Raw genomic sequence first — 19,208 nt, 5'->3', positions numbered from 1 at the left:
ACGGGCCGTGCGGGAGTCGGCGATGCCGCCCGGGCGGCGGCGCGGCACTACCGTGGCCACGTGACCGAGCTGGACACCGACGCCGTGCTGCGCCTGCTGCAGGAGGTGGCCGCCGAGGTGATCGACCCGCGGTTCCGCTCCCTCGCCGAGGGCGAGGTGCACGAGAAGAACCCCGGCGACCTGGTGACGGTGGCCGACCACGAGGCCGAGGTGCTCATCACCCGGGCCCTGCTGGCCGCCTACCCCGAGGCCGTCGTCCTGGGCGAGGAGGCCTACGCCCAGGACGCCTCCCTGGTGACCCGCTTCGCGGCCGCGGGCGCGGCCGGGGCCGGCGGGCACGCCTTCACCGTCGACCCCGTCGACGGCACCAAGAACTTCGTGCACGGCTCCCCCGACCACGCCGTCATGGTGGCCGAGGTGCGCGACGGAGCCGTGACGCGCTCGTGGATCTGGCAGCCCCAGCACCAGGACGCCTACGTGGCCGAGCACGGCGCCGGGGCCTTCCGCAACGGTGAGCGGCTCGCGACGACGCCCCCCGTCGGGGCCCCCGCCACGTGGCGGGTGACCACGAGCCGACGTCGCTGGCTGGGCCAGGGCATTCCCGGCCTGCGCCCGTTCGAGCTGACCTGGGTGTGCTGCGGCGTCGACTACCCCCACCTGGTGGCCGGCGACGCCGACGCCCTGCTCTACGGCCACGCCCATCCCTGGGACCACTCCCCCGGCTCCCTGCTGCTGACCGAGGCCGGCGGCCACGTGGGGCGCCTCGACGGCCGCCCCTTCGATCCCACCGAGCAGGGCCCCGCCCTGGTCGCCGCCGCCGACCGCGCCACCTACGACGAGCTGGTCGCCCGCGCTGCCGAGCACCCGCTGGGCTGAGGTTCGCGCCGGGTTGGTGTCTTCGGGTGGGTGTGGGCCGCGCCTCGTAGCCGTCCGACTCTCGCCGTCAAGGAGCTCCGCTGCGCTCCGCCCGCGAAGCGGCCGAACGCAGTGAGGTCCTTGACGGGGAGACCGGCCGTGCTACCGGCGCGGGCACACCCACCACAAGACACCCACCACGGAAACAGCGACCACCCGATCAGCAGACGGCGTCGAGGTCCTGCGACTCGTTGGCGGCGTAGCCCTCGCTGAGCGAGCCGATCGAGCCACCCGTCATCGTGTCCGCCGCGGGCGCCGTGCGCTTGGCCTTGCGCTTCGGCGCCGCCGGCTCGGCGTCGCCCTCGGCGACGTCGATGGCGCGCTCGATGGTGCTGTGCACGAGGTCGATGTCGGGCTCGGCGGTGTCGATGAGCGGAGGCACCAGGGAGACGGTGCTCATCGGCTCCTCGCGAGCGCGCATGGCCAGCTGGGCGAAGGTGTCGAGCTCGGAGGCCGGCAGGTTGGTGGCGACCATGTCGGCCGAGGCACGGGCGATGGCCTCGAAGTTGGTGACGGCGGTCTGGGGGCTGACCTGCTCGAGCATCGCGTTCATCACGCACTTCTGGCGCGCCATGCGCGAGTAGTCGTCCGAGCCCTCGCGGGCGCGGGCGAACCAGAGGGTCTCGAAGCCGTCGAGCTCCTGGACGCCGGGCTCGATGTAGTCGTAGACGTCGGAGCCGAGGCCGCCGACCGGGATCCGGTCCCGCACGTTGAGGGTGACGCCGCCGACGGCGTCGACCAGGCTCTTGAACCCCTCGAGGTTGACCATCGCCCAGTAGTTCATCCGCAGGCCGGTGATGCCCTCGACGGCCATGATCGTGGCGTCGACCCCGGGGTGCTCGGACTTCGCGAACAGCTCGGTGTTGTCGCCGGCCCAGGTCGAGACGCCGTTGAGGTAGCAGCCCTCACAGTCGAACCCCTGCGGGAACTGCTCGGCCATGACCGATCCCTCGCGGAAGGGGAAGTTGGCCATGTTGCGCGGGAGGCTGATCAGCACGGTGCGGCCGGTCTCGGCGTCCACCGAGGCGACGGTGAGGGAGTCCGGGCGCAGGCCCCAGCGGCCGGCACCGGCGTCGCCGCCCATGAGCAGCACGTTGTAGCGGCCGCCGTGGGAGTCGCTGACGGCGCTGGCGCCGAAGGTGGTGACGATGACGTCGCGCTGCACGGCCAGCACGTGGGCGCCGAACAGCAGGGTGCCGGCGACGCTGAGGCACAGCAGCCCGTTGACGCCGACCACGGCGCGGCGGTGCGCCATTGCGAGCGAGAGCGGCTGGCCCAGGCGCCAGGCGTCGACGAAGAGGTAGGCCCACCCCACGGCCCCGACGATCAGCGCGAGGCGCAGCACCAGCAGCAGCCAGGGGGTGGTGGCGAGGGTCAGGCCCAGCGAGGGCCGGATCGCGACCGCGAGCAGGGTGACCAGGAAGAGCGAGAGCGCGACGAGCCACGTGCGCAGCGCCGCCTGCCCGACCCGACGGTTGCCGGCCACCAGCTGGGCGGATCCGGGCACCACGAGGGTCATCGCCATCAGGGAGAGGGCACGGCGGAAGCGCACGCGGGCGGCGCGCTCGGAGACGGGCGACATGGGGAGTGTGCGCCTTTCTGCTGGGGAAGGAGCAGGGTGGCGCGCCAAGTATCACCAGCCACACCCGTCACAACCGTCACGCCACGCCGGACGACGTCGAGGTGCCCGCGCAGCCCCCGCCGTCCGCGGGCGCGGTAGCGTCGTGGTCATGGCTCAGACTCCCCCAGGCGGCAGGTCGGGTGGCTCCGGCGGCCCGCAGGGCGAGGGGCCGGACTTCACGTGGCTCTACGGAGGACGCCCCGAGGGCTCCTCCCCCGAGCAGGACCCGAACGCGACGCGCGCCATCCGGCGCCAGGAGCGACCCGCCGCGGACGCGGGGGCATCGCCGGACGACCAGGCCACCCAGGTGATGCGCACGCAGCCGCGCCAGCCGCACCAGGGGGACGCCCGGCCCGCGCCGGCTCCGGCTCCGACTCCGCGGCCCGTCCCGCCCCCGCGCGAGCCCCGGCCGCCGCGCACCCAGGGTGGCTGGTCGGCCCGGCTGCGCCGGCCGCGGTTCTGGGTCCGCACCGTGCTCGCGCTGCTCGTGGTGTGGTTGGTCTTCACCATCGCCACGCCGTTCATCGCCTGGCAGAGCAACGACCCCGTGGCCTTCGAGCCCGAGGGCGACCGGCCGGCCGAGCAGCCCGGCACCACCTACCTGCTGGTCGGCAACGACTCCCGCGCCTCGCTGAGCGAGGAGGAGCGGCGCCGCTTCAGCACCGGCAACCCCGAGACCAACCTGACCGACACCATCATGCTGCTGCACACGGGCTCCGGCCCGAGCGTGCTGCTGAGCATCCCGCGCGACTCGGTGGTCGACATCCCCGGCTTCGGCTCGGCCAAGATCAATGGCGCGTTCCCCCGCGGCGGCGCCCCGCTGCTCGTGGAGACGATCGAGCAGTCCACGGGCGTGCGGGTCGACGAGTACGTCGAGATCGGCCTGGGCGGCGTGGCCGGCGTCGTCGACGCGGTGGGCGGCATCGAGGTCTGCCCCCGCGAGCGCATGGTCGACCGGCGCGCCGGGCTGCGCATCTCCAAGGGCTGCCAGGAGGTCGACGGCGAGACGGCGCTGGCCTACTCCCGCTCGCGCTACGAGTCCGCGCTCGGCGACCTGGACCGGGTGCGTCGCCAGCGCGAGGTGGTGGGCGCCATCGGGTCGAAGGTGCTCTCGCCGTGGACCGTGGTCAACCCCGTGCGGTGGTGGCGCCTGAACACCTCCGTGCCCGACTTCTTCGGCTTCGGCGACGGCACCAACATGCTCGACGCCGGCCGCTGGGCGCTGGCCATGACCCGCACCGGCAGCGGCGACAACCGGACCTGCACGATGCCGGTCACCAGCAGCTCGGCCGAGACGTGGGACATGGACCGCGCCCAGCCGTTGCTCGATGCCATCATCGAGGACCGCACCGAGGACATCACCCGAGACCAGTGCACGCCCAGCGGCGTCGCGCGATGAGCACGAGGACAAGCGAGCACCTGTGAGCACCACCGAGTACGAGACCCTGCGCTGGAGCGTCGACGAGGACGGCATCGCCACCCTCACCCTCCACCGCCCCGACGCGCTCAACGCCTTCGACGTGACGATGGCCCGCGAGCTGGAGCAGGTGTTCCTCACCGACGCCCGCGACGACGACGTGCGCGCTGTCGTCGTGACCGGCGAGGGTCGCGCGTTCTGCGCGGGCATGGACCTCTCGGCGGAGGGCAACGTCTTCGGTCTCGACGAGTCCCTGGAGCCCACGCCCGCGCAGCTGCGCGAGCACCTGGAGGAGGCCCCCTTCCACGAGGGCCTGCGCGACACCGGCGGCAAGGTGACGCTGGCGATCCACGCGCTGCCCAAGCCGGTGGTGGCCGCCATCAACGGACCCGCGGTCGGCATCGGTGCCACGATGACGCTGGCGATGGACCTGCGTCTGGCCTCCACCAAGGCACGCATCGGCTTCGTCTTCGGCCGCCTCGGCATCGTGCCGGAGGCGTGCTCAAGCTGGTTCCTGCCGCGCATCGTGGGCATCCAGCAGGCGCTGGAGTGGGTCTACTCCGCCGACATCCTGACCGCCGAGCAGGCGCACGCCGGCCGGCTGGTGCGCTCGGTGCACGAGCCCGAGGACCTGCTGCCGGCCACCTACGAGCTGGTGCGCTCCTTCGTGCGCGACCGCTCCCCGGTGGCGCTCGGCCTGGCCAAGCAGCTGCTGTACCGCAACGGCGCCGCCGGCGACCCGCTCGAGGCGCACCTCTCGGACTCGCTGGCGATGTTCTACACCTCGATCGCCGACGGCAAGGAGGGCGTCGCCGCCTTCCGCGAGAAGCGCAGCCCGCGCTTCACCGGCCGCGCCTCGCAGCTGCCCGAGATCTTCTGACGACACCTCGGCCCCGCTGCCCCTGCGGGCTGCGGGCAGGGGGTGTCAGGCGGCGAGGCTCTCGCGCAGCCGCTTGAGGATGCCGGTGAGCAGTCGCGATACCTGCTCCTGGCTGACGCCGACCTCGTCGCCGATCTGCGCCTGGGTGCGCCCGGCGAAGAAGCGCAGCTCGATGATGCGGCGGTCGCGCTCCGGCAGCGCCTGCATCAGCGGGCGCAGCGCCAGCCGCGCCTCGGTGGTGGCGAACGCGGGGTCGAGCCCCCCGAGCCGGTTGGCCGGTGCGTCCTCCGGGGCCGCCTCGGCCTGCCAGGCGTCGAGCGAGGCGGGGGTGAAGCAGCCGGTGGCCGACTGCGCGTCGCGCACCAACGACTCCGCCACCTCGAGGTAGCGGGCGATCTCGGCCGGCTGCGGGGCGCGACCCAGCCGCTGGTAGAGCTCGGCCTCCGCGCTGGTGATGCGCGACTGGACCTCCTGCACCGAGCGCGGCGGGCGCACGGCCCAGCCGGCGTCACGGAAGTAGCGCTGGATCTCGCCGCGCACGGTCGGGACGGCATAGCTGAGGAAGTCCTCGCCCTGGGCGGGGTCGAACCCGCGCACGGCCTTGACCAGCCCGAGCATCGCCACCTGGTCGACGTCCTCACCGGCGATGCCGCGGCCGTGGTAGCGCCGGGCCACCTCGTGGGCCACCCGCATGTTGAGGGCGATCACCTCGTCCTCGTAGCGCCGGCGAGCCTCACCGCGGCTGGCCCGGGCCCGCGAGAGCAGGCGCGCGGTCTCCATGCGACGACGCGTCTCGGAGAGCGGGGCACCCGCGGGATGCGGCGCGCGGCGCGGGCGCGCCCGGGCGGCCGTCGACTCCTCGGCTCCACTCATCGGCACTTCTCCCCCACGGACTGCGCACCCCCTGGCGCGGCAGTCTCGATCGTCGCACGCGTCCCGTGCGCCCCACAAGAAGCAACGGCGCCAGGAGAGATCAGTGCTCTGGCGGGAATGGCCCGACGTCGGGTGGGTAGCGCACCGCGTCCGGGCAGCATGAAGGCCGGCGGCCGCCGAAGTGGGGGGAATTCGGCGACCCCGGCCTTGACTGCGCCGTACCCGGCCCCCCTGCCGCTATGCGCGCGGAGGCCGAAAAACTTCCCCACCGGTCCAGACCAGCGGCGTGGCGCCTTGGCCCTGCCCGCGCCGCGTTCGGCTCAGGCGGCGCCGGCGGGGGTCGGGAACAGGCGGCGCATGACGTCCTCCATCGTGAGCACCATGACCCGGCCCCCCTCGCCGGACTCGGTGACCAGGACCAGGTGCTGCCGCTCCTCGCGCATGGTGGTGAGCGCGGCGTAGACCGGGGTCGTCGCCTCCAGGTGGAAGACCGGCCTGGCGACGTCGCGCGCCGGTGCGTCCGGCGAGAGGGCGAGCGTGTCGCGCACGTGGACGACGGAGCGCAGGCCGCCGGGCGCACGACCCGGCGCGTCGTCCTCGCGCAGCAGGATGCGCAGGTGCCCCGAGGTGCGACCGAGCTCGCGCACCTCCTCGACGCTCGCGCCGAGAGGGGCCGCGGTCACCGAGGCGTCCCAGCGCGCCAGGTCGCCCAGGGTCAAGTCGGCGAGGTTCAGCGCCTCGGTGATCTGCTCGGAGGACCGTGCGTCGAGCGTCCCGGCGTCGGCCGAGTGCTCGACCAGCTGGCGCAGGTCGGCCGGTGTCTGACCGGTCGCCACGCTGTCCTGCGGCTCGACGCCGACCCGGCGCAGGCACCAGTTCGCCGCCTCGTTGAGCGCGACCAGCAGCGGACGGAAGACCCACATGAAGCCGCGCATGGGCAGCGCCAGCACCGTGGCCGCGGTCTCGGGGTGGGCGATGGCCCACGACTTGGGCGCCATCTCCCCCACCACCAGGTGCAGGAAGGTCACCACGATGAGCGCCAGGGTGAACGCGACGGCGCTGGCCACCCAGGCGGCCGCGCCCAGGTCCGCGATCAGCGGCTCCAGGGCGTACTTGACGGCCGGCTTGGTGATGGCGCCCAGCGCCAGGGCGCAGGCGGTGATGCCCAGCTGGGACCCAGCCAGCAGCACGGTCAGCTCGTCGGCGCTGCGCAGGGCGGCGCGGGCGGAGCGGCTGTTCTGCGCGGCGTCGGAGAGCCGGTGCCGCTTGGCGGCCAGGAGCGCGAACTCGGCGGCCACGAAGAAGGCGCTGAGGGCGATGAGCGCCACGGAGACGGCCACGACGACCAGGGGGTTGCTCATGACGGGCTGCCTTCCGTGCTCATCGCGGTGGGGGCGGAGCGGTGCTCCGCGGCCGGCTGCTCCTCGCGGGCCGGGGCCTGCTCGTCGTCAGGCGGGTCGCTCACCGTCAGTCGCAGCAGCGAGGGCACGTGGCGGTCCACCTCGAGCACCTGCACGACGACGCGCTCGGGCTCGTCGTCGTCCTCGGCGGTCGGGTCCAGCTCGAGCTCGAGCACCACCTCGGTGCCTGCGGGCGGCAGCTCGCCGACCTCGGCGATCACCAGCCCCGCGAGCGTCTCGTAGTCACCGCGGGGCAGGCGCCGCGCCAGCAGTCGCTCCACCTCGTCGAGGTGCAGGTCACCGGTGATCTCCCAGACGCCCTCCTCGCCGGCGGGCCGCACACCGGTCTCGGCCTCGTCGTGCTCGTCGGCGATCTCTCCCACGAGCTCCTCGGCCAGGTCCTCCACGGTGAGGACCCCCGCGAAGCCACCGTACTCGTCGAGCACGCAGGCGAGCTGGTTGCGCGTGCGTGCCAGCGCCGCCAGGGCGTCGGGCAGCGTCATCACCTCGGGCAGGAGCAGCGGCTCTCGCATGAGGGTGGTCACGGGTTGCTGCGAGGCACCGGCGATCAGCACGTCCTGCAGCTGCAGGACGCCGACCACCTCGCCCTCGTCGTCGAGCACCGGGTAGCGGGAGTGGCCGCTGGCCATCTCCTGCCACGCCTCGGCGATCGTCGTGGTGGCCGGCAGCACGTCGACGCGGCCGCGCGGGATCATCGCGTGCTCCACGTCCTGCTCGGGGAAGTCGAGCACGCGGTCGATGAGCACCGACAGATCGGCCGGCAGGTCACCGCTGGCCCTGGAGTCGGCCACGATGTGCTCGAGGTCGCGCGCCGTGGCGGCGTGCTCGACGTCGTGCACCGGCTCGATGCGCAACGCCTTGAGCAGCAGGTTCGAGGCGTGGTCGAACACGGTGATGATGGGCCCGAAGACGCGCAGGTAGAGCTTGGTCGAGCTGGCCAGGCGCAGCGCCACCGGATCGGGGCGCGCGATGGCCAGGTTCTTGGGGAACAGCTCGCCGAAGAGCATCTGCAGCAACGTGGAGACCAACAGCGCTGCCACGGTGCCCACGGCGATGCCGACGCCCACGGGCACGCCGACGCCGCCGAGCGCCTCGCCCAGGGACTCACCGATCAGCGGCTCGGCCACGTACCCCACGAGGAGCGCCGTGACCGTGATGCCCAGCTGGGCGCCGGAGAGCATGAACGACGTGCGCCCCGTGATGTCCAGCGCCCGGCCGGCGGCCTTGTCGCCGGCGGCCGCACGCGCCTTGAGGCGCGAGCGGTCCACGGCCATGTAGGAGAACTCCTGGGCCACGAAGTAGCCGGTGGCGGCGGTGATCGCCAGCACGACGAGCAGGCCGAGGAGGAGGGTGAACACCCACATCAGGAGCGGCCCCTCCCGGTGTCGGCGATCCGGGTGCGGATCGAGCGCGGGAGGGGCGGGCTACTGTCGCAGTCCATGTGTGGCTGGGGCCTTCCGGTCTCAGTCAGGTGTGGTGCCGCAGCCGGTCCGGCCGCGGCGCGTCCGAGGACGCGACGTCCATCGTCCCAGACCGTTCAACCGTCCGCCCACTCCGCGCCGCGGTGGCCTACGACACCCGGCTCTGCACACCCTGCAGCAGCTGCCGCGCCATCACGATCCGCTGCACCTGGTTGGTGCCCTCGTGGGTCTGTGTGATCTTGGCCCAGCACGCGCCCTCCCACGCTGAGCCGCACTTTCTCCATGACCGTGTTGAGGCGGCTTGACGGTCGCCCGACTGTCGACCGATGCCTTGATCTGGTAACGCGGCTCACAGCAACGCCCAGCACCGACATCAAGTGCTCAGGAGGAGATCGAAGCCAGCTCGACGCGGACTGACAGACGGTCCAGTAGCAGGTCAGCCGGTCTTGCGTACCCGACCACCCGCGACTTTGCCGGAGGACGCGACGTACCGAGATCGCGTCAGAGCACGTTTCTGACCGCTCGTCGGCCGGATCTTCACCCGGCTCTCATCAGCCAGCATCTCCGCGACGGCTTCGCGAGTCGCCTCAGCGTTCACGGGCACGGTGGTGGTCATATGTTCAGTGTCCCCCCTACGCGGTCTCTACGCCAGAAGCTGCCAGGCCAGTCTCCCCCAAGAGGTCAACCAACAGGCGGGCGTACACGCTCGCAAGCACCGCGACGTGAGCGCCCAACCTGTTCAGCACCTGCGATGCCGGCTCACTCGGTTCTTGCGCGATGACCATGACCAAGATGCCCACTTGGGTGCCGTCGTCATCCTTGGCTGCCGCGCTCATCAGTCCGAAGCCGTCGGCGACGTCAATAGCCATCCGAGAACCTGAGCGGTCTGCGAGGTCCGCCGCCCGTTCGACGACGGCGTCCTCGAGGACGCGACCGGAGCGCCGTCGGACTGCAGCGTGAAGCCGACCAACTCGGCTGTCGGGAAGGACGCAGGCAACAAGGTCGTCAGACCCTCGAACGCGGCCTTGAACGCCAACACCGCGGCGGGGCCGACGCCGACATCGCCGGACTCGTCCACACTCGGCGCCTCCCCGGCAGCGACACCACCCGTCTCTGCCGCTCGGTCGACGATGACCGTTGTCGTGTTGTGAGCCGAAGAGCGCGATGTCGCCGCCGCAGACGCGACCTGCGACTGGAGAGCCGACACCGACTGCCGCAGTCCAGCGACGTCCTGCTCCGCCTCCTCAAGCTGGCGCTTGATGCGGAACAGTCCGGCAACCTCCACCTCGGCCGCCTCCGGGAGCAGGAGCACAAGCAAAATCAGTAGGAAGAGCAAGACCGGCGGATCCATCAGCGTGAGGGCCTCACACACCTCGACTGCCTCGCCGGCATCCGCCAGCTGCTCTCCGCACACAGTCAGCGAGTCGCCGAACAGCACCACGCCCACGCCCCAGACCAGCAGCAAGCCGATAGCCAGGCGCCGCAACCAGAACACGACCATCCAGAACGGATGCCGTTCCTTCGGCTCCACACGGTCCGTCGAGGTCATGGACCAGATCGTGCCATCCACCGGCGACAGCACCGCGAGGACCGAAGAGAACCGGCCGGCCGTGCCGTTTCGCACGCGTCACCGCTGCGGGACCGCGGGCAGCTTGAGCGCCCTGGTGTTCGATGCGTCGGAGGGTCGGGCCGGACGGTTCGGTCGGTGTGTCACACAGGCGCCACTCCAGCGGCGCCGGTCAGTCCCCGGGAATGACGATTCCCGCCGCGTCGAAGCCACTGCACTGCACCACGCCCGCGGCACAACCGCCCCAAGTTCGGAACCACGACACGGAGGCTCGTCAGTCAGAGCTCTGACTGAACCCCCGCCAGGAGCTGGCGGGCCATCACGATCCGCTGCACCTGGTTGGTGCCCTCGTAGATCTGGGTGATCTTGGCGTCGCGCATCATCCGCTCGACCGGGTAGTCGCGGGTGAAGCCGTAGCCACCGAGCACCTGCACGGCGTCGACGGTGACCTGCATGGCGACGTCGGAGGCGAAGCACTTGGCAGCGGCGCCGAAGAAGGTGAGGTCGCCGTCGCCACGCTCGGAGCGAGCGGCGGCGGCGTAGGTCATCTGCCGGGCGGCCTCCACCTTCATGCCCATGTCGGCGAGCATGAACTGCAGACCCTGGAAGTCGCTGATCGGCTTGCCGAACTGCTGGCGCTCCTGGGCGTACTCAAGGGCGTAGTCCAGGGCACCCTGCGCGATGCCGACGGCCTGCGCGGCGATGGTGACGCGGGTGTGGTCCAGGGTGCGCATGGCGATCTCGAAGCCCTCGCCCTCGGCGCCGATCATCCGGTCCTCGGGGATCCGCACGTTGTCGAGGTACACCTCGCGGGTGGGTGAGCCCTTGATGCCGAGCTTCTTCTCCGGGGCGCCGAAGCTGACGCCGGCGTCGTCCTTCTCGACGACGAACGCGGTGATGCCGCGGCTGCGCTTCTCGGGGTCGGTGACGGCGAGCACGGTGTAGAACTGCGACTCCCCCGCGTTCGTGATCCACCGCTTCACGCCGTCGAGCACCCAGTGGTCTCCGTCGCGCACGGCGCGGGTCTTCATCGCCGCCGCGTCCGAGCCGGCGTCGGGCTCGGAGAGGCAGTAGGAGAACCCCTCGCCCGCGGCGAGGCGGCTGAGGTAGTTCTTCTTCAGCTCCTCGCTGCCGCCGATCATCACCGGCAGGGAGCCCAGCTTGTTGACCGCGGGGATGAGCGAGGAGGAGGTGCACACGCGGGCGATCTCCTCGATCACCAGGCAGGTGGCCAGCGCGTCCGCACCGGCACCGCCGTACTCCTCGGGCACGTGCGGGGCGTGGAAGTCGGCCGCGAGCAGCGCTGCCGCCGCCTCCTGCGGGTAGCGCGCCTGCTCGTCGACGTCGGCCGCGAACGGCGCCACCTTGGCCTCGCAGAGCTCGCGGACGGCGCCGCGGATCGCACGGTGCTCCTCGCTGAGCTGGTAGACGTCGAAGGCTGCGTTGCCGGACATGGGGCACCTCGCTGGGGTTCGGGACTAGATCCCTCCCGATGGTACTCAGTTCCACGGGGTTCGCCCAGGCGGTGATCCCACGTTCACGTGGGAACGCGGAACAGGGGGGCCAGAATTCTGGCCCTCCGGTTCCGTGATCACACGTCCACGTGGGATCGCCTCCGCCACACCCGCCCCAGGAGACACTCCAGCCCCAGCGCACGGCCCCCAGCCGCCCCGGCCGGCACCCTGCCGGCCGCGGGAGCAGGGTCGCGGGGTCAGGTGTCCAGCGGGAGCAGCGGGTCGGGCTCGGGGGGCACCACCCGGCTCGGCACGAGCCGGCGCACCGCCCCCGACGCGGTACGCCGCCAGACCGCGCGGGTCAGCCGCAAGGGCCGGTCGGCGGCGACCGCTGCGAGCACGGCGCGACCGCGCTCCACCACGGCGGGCACGTCGCGCGCGACGCCGCGCCGCAGCAGCGCCAGGGCGGGGACGGCGCGGACCAGCTCGAGCAGCCGGACCTCCTCCGCCGCGAGGCACCGTCCGTACCCCGCCAGCAGCTGCTCGAGCAGGTCGGTGCGACCCCACATGGTGGTGGCGTGCAGCTTGGCGACGTCGACCACGGCGGGGTGGTGGCCCGCCTCGGCGAAGTCCATGATCGCGAGCCGGTCGCCCTCGACCACCCAGTTGCGGGGCAGGAAGTCCCCGTGGCTGGCCACCAGCGGCTGCGGTGCGAGCTCCCCGATCGCGTCGACCACGCGCCTCAGCACCCGCTCCTCCACCCGCACCCCGACACGGTTCAGCTCGTGCAGCTCCCGGTCGACCCGCTCGGCCAGGTGGCCGCACCACTGCGTCCAGCAGTGGTCACCGGTCTCGACGGCGTGCAGCGACCGCAGCGCCTCCCCGGCGCGGCGGTAGGCGAGGGGGTCCCGGGAGGCGGGGGTGGCTCCGGGGAGCTCGGCGAGCAGGAGCAGACGCCGGCCGCGGTCGCCGCCCACGAGGCGCGGCATCCGGTCGCCCAGCATCGGCGCCCAGTTCTCGTAGGCGGAGGTCTCGCGACGCCACTTATAGCCGCGCTCGAGCTGCTTGACGAACCAGCGTCGCTCCTCGCGATCGGTCACCATCAGCACGCGACTCGACGGCGTGTGCCGGCACCAGCCCTGCGGCACCAGCGACCCGGGCTCGGCCTCCTGGGCCAGCAGCTGCGCCGCGAAGCGGGTCAGCTCGTCGGCGTCGAGCATCGCGGCGGGCACCCGGCGACCCTAGGTCGCGCGGGCGTTCGGGTGAGGAAGGCGCGAGGAAGCGTGTCTCCATCGTTACCGTGCGTGACGGCGGGCCTGTCCGCGAGCGCCACCCCGTCGTCCCGGTGCGTAGCCTTGCCCGGGTGAGCACTCCCCCGCCCGCGGCCGTGCGCCTGCGGCAGGCCGCCTTCGAGCTGTTCGAGCAGCAGGGCTACGAGGCCACCACCGTCGACCAGATCGCCGACCGCGCCGGCGTCGGGCGCTCCACGTTCTTCCGCACGTTCGGCTCCAAGGAGGACGTGATCTTCCCGGAGCACTCGGCGGTGCTCAGCAGCGTCGGCGACCGGCTGGCCGCGGCCGGACGCCGTTCCGCAACCGACCCCGCCGTGGTGCCCGAGGCTGCCGCCGACGCCGCCCGGATCGTGCTGCGCCACTACCTCGCCGAGGGCGAGGTGGCCCGCGCCCGCTACCGGCTGACCCGCTCCATCCCGCTGCTGCGCGCTCGCGAGATCGCGCAGCAGCAGCAGTACATGCAGGAATTCCGCACCGCGCTGCGCGCCTGGACCGGCGAGCCCGCCGGCGCGGACCTGCGCGCCGAGCTGATGGCGGCCAGCATCGTGGTCGGCCACAACCACGTGCTGCGCCGCTGGCTGCGCGGCGCGGTCGACGACGCCGCCGCCGAGGCGGAGCTCGACGAGGCGATGGCGCTGGTCACGACCGTCCACCGGCGTCCGGCCGGGGCCAACGCGAGCACCGTCCTGGTCATCGGCAGCGACCAGGACCCCGCCGCCGTCGCCGCCACGGTGCGCCGGGCACTCAGCGCGGGGCCGGCCTCCTCCGCGCCGGAGTAGCGTCGCCACCATGAGCGAGACCGACACACCGGGCACCGGCTGGCAGGACCCCGAGGCCGTGCGCCTCATGCTCGACGACTGCGAGACCTGGGCCGTGGTCGGCCTGTCCGAGGACACCAGCCGCACGGCCCACCAGATCGCCGCGCTGCTGCAGGAGCGCGGCAAGCGGATCGTGCCCATCCACCCCGCCGCGCCCACCGTGCTCGGCGAGCAGGGGTACGCCACCCTCGCCGAGGTGCCCTTCCCGGTCGACGTCGTCGACGTCTTCCGCCGCTCCGAGGCGGCCGGCGAGTTCGCCGACCAGGCCGTCGAGATCGGTGCTCGCGGGGTGTGGTTCCAGCTCGGCGTCGTCGACGAGGCGGCGTTCGCGCGCACCACCGCCGCGGGCGTGCCGATGGTGATGGACACCTGCCCCGCCATCGAGTGGCGCCGCCGGGGCTGACCCGGGTCTGACCCGAGCCGGTACCTGGGGCTGCGACCCCGGTACCGCAGGTGGAGCCGCGGGCGGCGACACCCGCCCAGGATCGTGGTCATGACGATCCTCCTCTCCGACCCGCGCGTGGCCGCGGTCCCCGTGCGCGACACGGGCGATCAGCCGGTCCTGCTCCAGGCCGGCCTCTCCCACGGCGACGTCTGGGTGCGCGCCGGACTCGCCGTCCGCCTCGCCGAGGCTGCCACCGCCCTGCCCGACGGTGTGCGCCTGCACGTCGTCGAGGGCTGGCGGCCCGCCGCGCAGCAGTCGGCCATCATCACCCGCTACACCGCCGAGCTGCGCCGTCGACACCCCGACGCAGGCGACGCCGAGCTGCGCGTGCTCGCCAGCCGCTTCGTCGCCCCGCTCGAGGTGGCCCCGCACGTGGCGGGCGCCGCGGTCGACCTCACCCTCGTGACCGCGGACGGCGCCCCTCTCGACCTCGGCACCGAGGTCGACGCCACCCCCGAGCAGAGCGGGGGCCGGTGCTACACCGGGTCGGACCTCGTGGTCGGCGAGGCCCGCGAGCACCGCGAGCTGATGGCCCGTGCGCTCGGCGGTGCCGGGCTGGTCAACTACCCCACCGAGTGGTGGCACTGGAGCTTCGGCGACCGCTACTGGGCGCTGGTCACCGGCGCCCCCGCCGCCCTCTACGGTCCGATGGTCGTGGAGCGCGCGGCGTGAGCGCGCTGACCCTGGTGGGCTCACCCTCGGCGGCGCGCGTCTCCGCCGGTCCGGTGCTGCGCGTCGACCTCGCCGCCGTCGCCACGAACACCCGCCGGCTGGCCGCCGCGACCACCGGCGGGCTGATGGCCGTCGTCAAGGCCGACGGCTTCGGCCACGGCGCCGTCGACGTCGCCCGCACCGCCCTGGCGCACGGCGCCACCTGGCTGGGCGTCACCTCCCTGGCCGAGGCGTGGCCGCTGCGCGACGCCGGCCTCACGGCGCCGCTCCTCAGCTGGCTCAACCCCGTTGACGCCGACTGGACGACGGCCCTGCGCCGCGAGGTCGACGTCGCGGTGCCCAGCCGGGCGCACCTGGAGGCGGTGGTGCTGGCCGCACGGCTGAGCGGCCGGACCGCCCGCGTGCACCTGCACCTGGACTGCGGCCTGGCACGCGACGGCGCCGCACCGGCCGCCTGGCCAGCGCTGTGCCGCGCCGCCCGCCGCGCCGAAGGCGCCGGGCACGTGCGCGTCGTCGGGCTGATGGGGCACCTGCCCTGCGCCGACACCGACGCGGTCTCGGCGCGCACGGCCAACGCCCCCGGTCGCGCCAGGTTCGCCTGGGGGATCGCCCGCGCTCGCGAGGCCGGGCTGCGCCCGCCTCACCGACACCTGGCCGCCACCTCCGCGACGCTCACCGACCGCCTCACCCACCACACGATGAGCCGGATCGGTGCCGGGCTGGTCGGTATCGACCCCGGCGGCAGCCTCGCGGGCGCCAGGCTCGAGGGCGCGCTCGAGCTGCGCGCGCCGGTGGTGCAGGTGCGGGCCGTCCGCGCCGGCACCGGCGTCGGCTACGGGCACACCCACCGCACCGGGCGCGCCACGCACCTCGCGCTGCTGCCGGCGGGGTACGCCGACGGGTTGCCCCGCACCGCCTCCGGACAGGCCGAGGTGCTGCTGCGCGGACGCCGCCGCCCCGTCGTCGGCCGGATCTCCATGGACCAGCTGGTCGTCGACGTCGGCGACGGCGCGGACGGGGGCGTGCCGGAGCCCGGCGAGCAGGCGCTGCTGCTCGGCGCCGGCCGCCGCGGCGAGCCGACCGTGGCGCAGTGGGCCGCCTGGAGCGGGCTGCTGCCGCACGAGGTCGTGACCGGTCTCGGCGCACGGTGGCAGCGCGAGGTGGCCCGATGAGGCGCGACCACCGCACCCGCGTCGCCGTCGTCGGCGGAGGCACGAGTGGCGAGCACGAGGTCTCGCTCGCCTCCGCCGCTTCCATCCGTGGTGCGCTCGACGAGAGCCGTTACGACGTCGTCGCGCTCACCATCGGGCGCGACGGCAGCTGGTACGACCGCGGCGGCCGGCCGATCGGCCTGACCGGCGCGGTGCACGTGCTGCGCACCTGCGACGTCGTCCTGCCCGCCCTGCACGGCCCGGGCGGCGAGGACGGCACCCTCGCCGCGCTGTGCGACCTGGCCGGCCTGCCCTGCGTGGGCTCGGGCGTGATGGCCGGCGCCCTCGCGATGGACAAGTGGGCCGCCAAGCTGGTGGCCGAGGCCCTGGGCATCCGCACGGCACCGGGACGACTCGTGGTGCCCGCCACCGCCAGCACCCTGCGCCTCACCGGACCGGTCGTCGTCAAGCCCGTGGCCGCCGGCTCCAGCCTGGGCGTCTCGCTGGTGCAGCACCAGCGCGACCTCGCGCCGGCACTGGCCGCCGCGTTCGCGCACGACGCCCGGGCCCTGGTGGAGGACGTCGTCGCGGGGCGTGAGATCGACGTCGCCGTCCTGGCCCGCCCCGACGGCTCCCGGATGGTCTCCCCCGCGCTCGAGATCCACAGCAGCGGCCTCTTCGACCACGCCACGAAGTACGACGGCACCGCGCGCTTCGAGGTGCCGGCACCGCTCGGCGACCTCGACCTGCAGCGCCTGGAGCGCGACGCCGTCGCCGTGGTCGACGCGCTGGGCTGCGCCGGCGTCGCGCGGGTCGACTTCTTCCTCACCGACCGGGGATGGGTGCTCAACGAGGTCAACACCATGCCCGGGTTCACCGAGACCTCCCAGGTGCCGCGGATGTTCGCCGCGGCGGGGCTGCCCTACCCCGAGCTGCTGGACCTGCTGCTGGGCGACGCGCTGGTCGCCGCGCGTCGGGCGGCATGACCGGCCGGATCGCCGGGCTCGACCTGCTGCGCGGCATCGCGATCGCGCTCGTGATGCTGCGCCACGCCTGGCCCACGGCGTTCCCGGGCGCGGGCGTGGTCGGCGTCGTGATGTTCTTCAGCCTCTCGGGCTACCTGATCACCGGGCTGCTGGTGGGCGAGCTCGAGCGCAGCGGCCGCGTGGACCTGGGCCGGTTCTACCGTCGCCGGGCACGCCGGCTGGTGCCCGGGCTCGTGGCTCTCGTGGCCGGCGTCGTGCTGGTGACGCTGGTGCTGGACCCGCTCGGCGACCGGGACCGCCTGGGCACCACCGTCGCCGTCGCCCTCACCTGGACCGGGAACCTGCCGTTCGGCCCGCTGGACGGGACGAGCGCGGCCACCTTCCACCTCTGGACGCTCGCAACCGAGGAGCAGTTCTACCTGCTGTGGCCGGCCGTGCTGGCCCTCACCTTCGCGCGGGGCCGGGTGGGCGCCGCTCTGCTGGGGGTGGCCGCCCTGTGCCTGACGGCGTGCTGCGCCACGCTGCTCTGGCTCGCCGAGGCGCCCGACCTGGCCTACGTGCTGCCCACCTCGTGGGCGGTGTGCTTCGTGGTCGGAGCGGCGGCGCGGCTGCACCAGGACCGGCTGCCCGTGCCTCCCGCTGCCGCGCCCGTGGCGCTCGCGCTGCTGGGTCTGCTGGCCGTGGTTCCATTGCGCGGTCACGCCCTCACCTACCTCGTCGGAGGTCCCCTCATCGCCACGCTGACCGCGGTGCTGCTGCTGCGCTGGCGTCACCTGCTCGAGGTGCGCGGCCGCGCGCTGCACGCACTCGTGTGGCTCGGCACCGTCAGCTACGCCGCCTACCTGTGGAACTACCCGCTGACCGTGTGGCTGCGGCCGCACGCCGACCCGGCCTGGCTGGCGGGACCGCTGGCCGCCGTGCTCACCCTGGCAGCAGCGTGGGCGAGCATGCGGTGGGTGGAGCGCCCCACCGCGGCGGGGCCGCGGCCGCGTGCCGGGCAGGAGCTGGCCTGGTGACCGAGACGGAGCGACGAGGCCTGCTGGTGGCCCTGAGCCTGGCGGCCGCCGTCGTGATCGCCGGGCTGCTCGAGGCGATGACCTCGTGGGGCTGGGAGTACGGCTCCGACTCCAAGCTGCTGCTGGTGCTCGTGGTGCTGGGCACCGCGACGGCGGTAGGGGTGGCCCGGCGGTGGCCCGGGTGGTCGCTCGCGCTGGTGTGGCTGATGTTCCTGGGCCAGCTGGTCACCGGCACCCCCTTCCTGCTCTCGCAGGTGGCGCTGGTGGTGGTCGCCTTCTCCGCCGCGCGCTGGGGCAGCACCGTCGTCGTCGCACTCAGCGGCGTCTCCATCCCGATGGCCGTGGCGGTCGCCGCAGCAGGTGCGTACCGGGCCTACCCGCTCCAGACGGGCCTCTCGGACTACGCCGCGGTGCTGGACCTGGCGCGGGGCTTCCCCACCGGGTTGCTGGCGGGCGCGACGCTGCTGGGGCTCGCGCTCCTCGGCGTGCCCTGGGCGCTGGGGCTCGCGTTCCGCTTCCGCGACCGCGCCCGCGCCTCGAAGGTGTCGCAGGAGCGCGCCGAGCAGGACGCCGCCCGCCAGCGCGAGCTGGCCGACCAGCAGCGGTCGGTGGCCGAGCAGCAGCGCGAGATCGCGGACCTGCGCGAGGCCCAGGGGCGCCTGGCCCGCGACGTGCACGACGTCGTCGGTCACTCACTCGCCGTGATCCTGGCGCAGGCCGAGTCGGCGCAGTACCTGCCCGACGACGACCCCGAGCGCCTGAAGGCGACGCTCGCGACGATCGCCGGCTCGGCGCGGGAGTCGCTGCAAGACGTCAGAGCGGTGCTCTCGGCTGGCTCGCAGCCGGTTCCCGTGGGCGAGCTCGACGACCTCGTGACCGGCGTCCGCGCGGGTGGTCGCGACGTGCGCTCCTCCGACGTCGGCACCCCCCGCCCGCTGCCGCCCGAGCTGGCCGCCGTGGCCTACCGGGTGCAGCAGGAGATGCTCACCAACGCCGTCAAGCACGGCAGCCGCGAGAGCCCGGTGCTGCTGGAGCGGCACTGGGACGGCGAGCTGCGGCTCGAGGTGCGCAACGTCGTCGCCGACGCCGAGCTCACCGCACCGTTGGCTGCCGCCTCCGAGTCCGGGGGTGGCCAGGGCCTCGACGGCATGCGGCGTCGGCTGGAGTCGGTGGGCGGCCGGCTCGACGTCCGCCGTCGCGAGGAGGACGGCGGCACCACCTTCACGGTCACCGCCTGGATGCCGGTGAGCGGTCGCTGA

At 73.5% G+C, this 19,208-nt stretch carries 19 protein-coding genes; 10 read left to right on the top strand and 9 right to left on the bottom strand.

Going from position 1 to position 19,208, the window contains the following annotated elements:
• Positions 1-60: 60 nt before the first annotated feature.
• Entirely contained in the window at positions 61-876 is an 816-nt protein-coding gene (locus ABD948_RS05835) for an inositol monophosphatase family protein (RefSeq protein WP_345263583.1), read from the top strand.
• 199 nt (positions 877-1,075) lie between these two features.
• Here the strand turns inward: ABD948_RS05835 and ABD948_RS05830 are convergent, their stop codons facing one another.
• Positions 1,076-2,497 carry an LCP family protein gene (locus tag ABD948_RS05830; RefSeq protein WP_345263581.1) on the bottom strand — a complete coding sequence of 474 codons (1,422 nt, stop codon included), beginning with the start codon at positions 2,495-2,497 and terminating at the stop codon, positions 1,076-1,078.
• A gap of 148 nt (positions 2,498-2,645) precedes the next feature.
• On the opposite strand from ABD948_RS05830, the gene ABD948_RS05825 reads away from it, so the two are divergent.
• Positions 2,646-3,935: an LCP family protein gene (locus ABD948_RS05825; protein ID WP_345263579.1), complete on the top strand. Its 1,290-nt coding sequence runs from the start codon at positions 2,646-2,648 to the stop codon at positions 3,933-3,935.
• Between the two features lie 22 nt (positions 3,936-3,957).
• A complete protein-coding gene (locus ABD948_RS05820) occupies positions 3,958-4,833 on the top strand; it encodes a crotonase/enoyl-CoA hydratase family protein (RefSeq protein ID WP_345263577.1) in 876 nt (291 codons plus the stop codon).
• A 45-nt stretch (positions 4,834-4,878) separates the two neighbouring features.
• Here ABD948_RS05820 and ABD948_RS05815 read toward each other — a convergent pair whose 3' ends face one another.
• From ABD948_RS05815 to ABD948_RS05780, 8 genes are all read right to left on the bottom strand, one after another.
• Positions 4,879-5,706, bottom strand: coding sequence for a sigma-70 family RNA polymerase sigma factor (locus ABD948_RS05815; RefSeq protein ID WP_345263575.1), 828 nt, complete (start codon positions 5,704-5,706; stop codon positions 4,879-4,881).
• 320 nt (positions 5,707-6,026) lie between these two features.
• Positions 6,027-7,067 (bottom strand): hemolysin family protein, encoded by a 1,041-nt coding sequence (locus ABD948_RS05810; RefSeq protein ID WP_345263573.1) that lies wholly within the window; start codon positions 7,065-7,067, stop codon positions 6,027-6,029.
• Positions 7,064-8,491: a hemolysin family protein gene (locus ABD948_RS05805; RefSeq protein WP_345263571.1), complete on the bottom strand. Its 1,428-nt coding sequence runs from the start codon at positions 8,489-8,491 to the stop codon at positions 7,064-7,066. The genes ABD948_RS05810 and ABD948_RS05805 overlap by 4 nt, the downstream gene beginning before the upstream one ends.
• Before the next feature lie 493 nt (positions 8,492-8,984).
• Positions 8,985-9,164, bottom strand: a complete 180-nt coding sequence (locus tag ABD948_RS05800) for a hypothetical protein (RefSeq protein WP_345263569.1) — start codon at positions 9,162-9,164, stop codon at positions 8,985-8,987.
• A gap of 16 nt (positions 9,165-9,180) precedes the next feature.
• Complete coding sequence (locus ABD948_RS05795; protein WP_345263567.1) at positions 9,181-9,417, bottom strand: hypothetical protein; 237 nt, start codon at positions 9,415-9,417, stop codon at positions 9,181-9,183.
• Complete coding sequence (locus ABD948_RS05790) at positions 9,384-10,172, bottom strand: hypothetical protein (protein ID WP_345263565.1); 789 nt, start codon at positions 10,170-10,172, stop codon at positions 9,384-9,386. Before ABD948_RS05790 ends, ABD948_RS05795 begins: the two co-directional genes overlap by 34 nt.
• Positions 10,173-10,393: 221 nt before the next feature.
• Positions 10,394-11,569, bottom strand: coding sequence for an acyl-CoA dehydrogenase family protein (locus ABD948_RS05785; RefSeq protein ID WP_345263563.1), 1,176 nt, complete (start codon positions 11,567-11,569; stop codon positions 10,394-10,396).
• A gap of 257 nt (positions 11,570-11,826) precedes the next feature.
• Entirely contained in the window at positions 11,827-12,801 is a 975-nt protein-coding gene (locus tag ABD948_RS05780) for a phosphotransferase (protein ID WP_345263561.1), read from the bottom strand.
• A gap of 131 nt (positions 12,802-12,932) precedes the next feature.
• Here ABD948_RS05780 and ABD948_RS05775 point away from each other — a divergent pair, with 131 nt between their 5' ends.
• From ABD948_RS05775 to ABD948_RS05745, 7 genes are all read left to right on the top strand, one after another.
• Positions 12,933-13,640, top strand: a complete 708-nt coding sequence (locus ABD948_RS05775; RefSeq protein ID WP_345263559.1) for a TetR/AcrR family transcriptional regulator — start codon at positions 12,933-12,935, stop codon at positions 13,638-13,640.
• 10 nt (positions 13,641-13,650) lie between these two features.
• Positions 13,651-14,082: a CoA-binding protein gene (locus tag ABD948_RS05770; protein ID WP_345263557.1), complete on the top strand. Its 432-nt coding sequence runs from the start codon at positions 13,651-13,653 to the stop codon at positions 14,080-14,082.
• Between the two features lie 90 nt (positions 14,083-14,172).
• On the top strand, positions 14,173-14,796 hold the full coding sequence (locus ABD948_RS05765; RefSeq protein WP_345263555.1) for a M15 family metallopeptidase: 624 nt from the start codon (positions 14,173-14,175) through the stop codon (positions 14,794-14,796).
• Complete coding sequence (gene alr, locus ABD948_RS05760; protein WP_345263553.1) at positions 14,793-15,968, top strand: alanine racemase; 1,176 nt, start codon at positions 14,793-14,795, stop codon at positions 15,966-15,968. Before ABD948_RS05765 ends, alr begins: the two co-directional genes overlap by 4 nt.
• Complete coding sequence (locus ABD948_RS05755) at positions 15,965-16,933, top strand: D-alanine--D-alanine ligase family protein (RefSeq protein ID WP_345263551.1); 969 nt, start codon at positions 15,965-15,967, stop codon at positions 16,931-16,933. The genes alr and ABD948_RS05755 overlap by 4 nt, the downstream gene beginning before the upstream one ends.
• Positions 16,930-17,949: an acyltransferase family protein gene (locus ABD948_RS05750; protein WP_345263549.1), complete on the top strand. Its 1,020-nt coding sequence runs from the start codon at positions 16,930-16,932 to the stop codon at positions 17,947-17,949. The genes ABD948_RS05755 and ABD948_RS05750 overlap by 4 nt, the downstream gene beginning before the upstream one ends.
• Positions 17,946-19,208: a sensor histidine kinase gene (locus tag ABD948_RS05745; protein ID WP_345263547.1), complete on the top strand. Its 1,263-nt coding sequence runs from the start codon at positions 17,946-17,948 to the stop codon at positions 19,206-19,208. Before ABD948_RS05750 ends, ABD948_RS05745 begins: the two co-directional genes overlap by 4 nt.

The organism is Nocardioides nanhaiensis (assembly GCF_039542785.1).
GTDB lineage: Bacteria > Actinomycetota > Actinomycetes > Propionibacteriales > Nocardioidaceae > Nocardioides > Nocardioides nanhaiensis.
Note: the sequence above shows the minus strand (reverse complement) of the source record. Positions and strands in the feature narration are given on the sequence as shown.

Excerpts from the sequence above, each read along its gene's own strand:
- ABD948_RS05805 (WP_345263571.1), bottom strand. The coding sequence starts at position 8,491 with ATGTGGGTGTTCACCCTCCTCCTCGGCCTGCTCGTCGTGCTGGCGATC.
- ABD948_RS05765 (WP_345263555.1), top strand. The coding sequence starts at position 14,173 with ATGACGATCCTCCTCTCCGACCCGCGCGTGGCCGCGGTCCCCGTGCGC.
- ABD948_RS05795 (WP_345263567.1), bottom strand. The coding sequence starts at position 9,417 with ATGGCTATTGACGTCGCCGACGGCTTCGGACTGATGAGCGCGGCAGCC.
- ABD948_RS05750 (WP_345263549.1), top strand. The coding sequence starts at position 16,930 with ATGACCGGCCGGATCGCCGGGCTCGACCTGCTGCGCGGCATCGCGATC.
- ABD948_RS05755 (WP_345263551.1), top strand. The coding sequence starts at position 15,965 with ATGAGGCGCGACCACCGCACCCGCGTCGCCGTCGTCGGCGGAGGCACG.
- ABD948_RS05810 (WP_345263573.1), bottom strand. The coding sequence starts at position 7,067 with ATGAGCAACCCCCTGGTCGTCGTGGCCGTCTCCGTGGCGCTCATCGCC.
- ABD948_RS05785 (WP_345263563.1), bottom strand. The coding sequence starts at position 11,569 with ATGTCCGGCAACGCAGCCTTCGACGTCTACCAGCTCAGCGAGGAGCAC.
- ABD948_RS05825 (WP_345263579.1), top strand. The coding sequence starts at position 2,646 with ATGGCTCAGACTCCCCCAGGCGGCAGGTCGGGTGGCTCCGGCGGCCCG.
- ABD948_RS05770 (WP_345263557.1), top strand. The coding sequence starts at position 13,651 with ATGAGCGAGACCGACACACCGGGCACCGGCTGGCAGGACCCCGAGGCC.
- ABD948_RS05815 (WP_345263575.1), bottom strand. The coding sequence starts at position 5,706 with ATGAGTGGAGCCGAGGAGTCGACGGCCGCCCGGGCGCGCCCGCGCCGC.
- ABD948_RS05830 (WP_345263581.1), bottom strand. The coding sequence starts at position 2,497 with ATGTCGCCCGTCTCCGAGCGCGCCGCCCGCGTGCGCTTCCGCCGTGCC.
- ABD948_RS05800 (WP_345263569.1), bottom strand. The coding sequence starts at position 9,164 with ATGACCACCACCGTGCCCGTGAACGCTGAGGCGACTCGCGAAGCCGTC.